Raw genomic sequence first — 2,584 nt, 5'->3', positions numbered from 1 at the left:
TACGATGGTATTCAAGGTATTACTTACGATGGTATTCAAGGTATTACTTACGATGGTATTCAAGGTATTACTTACGATGGTATTCAAGGTATTACTTAGATTATTATTAACTTTCTGCCTAAGATCAGAATCTACAATTAATAAAAATAAACGAATAAGTATAGGAATAAATAGCATAAAAGTAAATTTGTAACATGTAACTTGTTACGCATTTTCGGGTTGCTATGATGATTCCACTAACCATAATTACAACAATAATGCACACGATTGGGCTACTTATTAGAAAATACCCCTATAATACTGTAATATCCCAGAAAAAATAAATGTCACCATGACTAAGTCTAATAAAGAGGGGATTATAATTGGAAATAAATATTTATAGTAATATTTTATGAAAATTATAAATAAAGTTATAAACGGATACGCACAAACAGTTTGAAATAATGGACTATATAAATTATACTAAAAATATGATGAGTAGTCCTAAAAAAAAGACTTTAAGTAAAATGCTAAGTAAATGTATAAGTATAAATGTAAATAATGGACTAAGTATAAAGATATTTAAAGAGCTAAATACTTTAATATTTAAAGTTACGTATAACATCTAAATAATTAATAAAAACACACCTAACGGTATTCGTTGACCAAATGTGGTATTACCTTTATAAGTGTAAATATAAGTATAAATAGACCTGTAAATAGAACTATAAATATTAGAGCTAATAATAACCATTAATATAAAAAGGGGCGATTAGAAATGGCGAACACAAAAACACAAAAACCATTAAGCATTTCAAAGACAAAAAGTGAGAATATCGTAGAGTGGATTGTAAGCGAGGTACATTGGAAATTGCTGGCAGATAATTTAGATAAAAAGAAGTCGACAATTTTTGTATACAAGAAACAAATCAAAGAAATGTCAGAAGAAAAAAGTGCATTTTATGCATTAGGAGAAGTTTTTACGCTTAATCAATTAAATGCTGTTATAGAGCTGTTTAACGACCATGTAGAACACCCTGAAAAGTATGAAAAACCTAAAACTAAGAAAGAAGTTAACATCGAAAAACAAGCCGAAGTTGTGAAAAAACACATGAAAGAAATGAATATGGATTATTTAAAACCTAAAACAGGTGAAAGAGAGAACGAAAAACAAGAAAAATCTGTTGATAACGAAGAGGAAAAACCAGAAAATCTACAAAGTACAAAAGATGTATTAAGAAAGCATGCGAAACAAGCTCAAAAAGCACGTGAAGAAATTAATAAGTTAGCCCCTAATAGTGAAGAGAGAAAGCGTAAAGAAGCAGAGTTTGAGGCGAATCAAGTTGATAGAATCAAAGAGTTTTGGCAAAGTAAGCGAAAAAACAAAGAGGAGTGATCGTATGGAGAAAGTATGGCGATATACGATCGATTTACCGCCAATGGGTACACCTAGACCGAACCATAGGTTTGTAGAGGGCGGTAAGACGATTACTTATTATCCTCAAAAGTATGTAGAATATATGGACGCAGTACAGGAACAGTTAAAGCGTGATAATGCGATAAATGACGATTTTTTTGAGGTTATGAATACTCCGTTAGGAGTTAAAGCAGAAGTTGCATTCTATGTACAAGCCCCTAAATCTCAGAAGAAAATTAAAAATATAATGCGTACTACAGCGCCTGATATAGACAATTTACTCAAAGCAGCAATGGACAGCATATTCAAAGGATTAAAAGTCAAAGATAGCCGAATCACAATGGTATCGATGGCTAAATTTCAAGAGATGGAGAATCCAAGGACAGAAATTGTGCTAAGGGGGATTGAGTAATGGCAAAGACTAATTTAGATAAATTTTTAGTGATTGAAGAGATGATGAATGAAGCTCAGAATTTAATGGAAACGTATTTGGACGCTTTACATGAACGTTATGAGTATATGATTGTGTTAAGAAAAGAATATACGGGGTTATCATCTACATTGGTGAAAGTGCAGCAACGAGTTATTAAGCAAGGAGATAAGCTAGAAATAGACGAAGATGTAAAGAATGTAGCGCGAAGTGCTAGAGAGCGTATAGACGAGTATATAGAAGCTTTAGAAGAAGAATATGACGAAGATAATCAACCGTTGATAAGACAGCTTAAACTAGCACGAGAGCAGTTAGAGGGGAATTTAGACGAAGATAGTATAGGTGAGGCGTGGAGACTCTTAAAAGTGTGTAGAATAAAAGTCGAAGAATTGAATGTGCTGATGGACTTAATAGACGCTATGGAGAGCGGGCAACAAGAGACAAGTGAAAGCATTGTAAAGAAGATAGAGAGACTAAGAAGCGAATATACAGATGGATTTGTACGGTATAGAGAAGCATTAGAACAAGGAGAAGACGTACAAAAAGAAGTTGATGATGTTATCGCTGATTTAGAAGATGGAGGCTATATAAAAGAGTCTGAGATGCTATTAGAAGCACGTCCTAGCATAGTAGAAGATAGAGTTAAAAGACCAGATCCTCAACCGCTTCTAGACCTTTTAACACCGATCAAAAGCGCAGGATTAGAGTATTTTCAAAGCAGAAATAAAAATTCACACTCATACGATTTGAGTGCAGCA

General features: G+C 32.9%; 3 protein-coding genes. All 3 read left to right on the top strand.

Annotation, left to right across the window (positions count from 1 at the left end; genetic code table 11):
* Positions 1 to 757: 757 nt before the first annotated feature.
* The gene (locus CD172_RS07270) at positions 758 to 1,375 is read left to right on the top strand and encodes a hypothetical protein (protein WP_103345936.1); all 618 of its coding nucleotides are present in this window, start codon (positions 758 to 760) and stop codon (positions 1,373 to 1,375) included.
* 4 nt (positions 1,376 to 1,379) lie between these two features.
* Positions 1,380 to 1,808, top strand: coding sequence for a RusA family crossover junction endodeoxyribonuclease (locus CD172_RS07265; RefSeq protein ID WP_103345935.1), 429 nt, complete (start codon positions 1,380 to 1,382; stop codon positions 1,806 to 1,808).
* Positions 1,808 to 2,584 (top strand): hypothetical protein (locus CD172_RS07260; RefSeq protein WP_103345934.1); only part of this gene is annotated, 777 nt, incomplete at its 3' end. The genes CD172_RS07265 and CD172_RS07260, both read left to right, overlap by 1 nt.

Origin of the sequence: Staphylococcus agnetis, assembly GCF_002901865.1 — a bacterium.
GTDB classification, from domain to species: domain Bacteria; phylum Bacillota; class Bacilli; order Staphylococcales; family Staphylococcaceae; genus Staphylococcus; species Staphylococcus agnetis.
This window is presented reverse-complemented; position numbering and strand designations above follow the sequence as displayed.

Excerpts from the sequence above, each read along its gene's own strand:
- CD172_RS07270 (WP_103345936.1), top strand. The coding sequence starts at position 758 with ATGGCGAACACAAAAACACAAAAACCATTAAGCATTTCAAAGACAAAA.
- CD172_RS07265 (WP_103345935.1), top strand. The coding sequence starts at position 1,380 with ATGGAGAAAGTATGGCGATATACGATCGATTTACCGCCAATGGGTACA.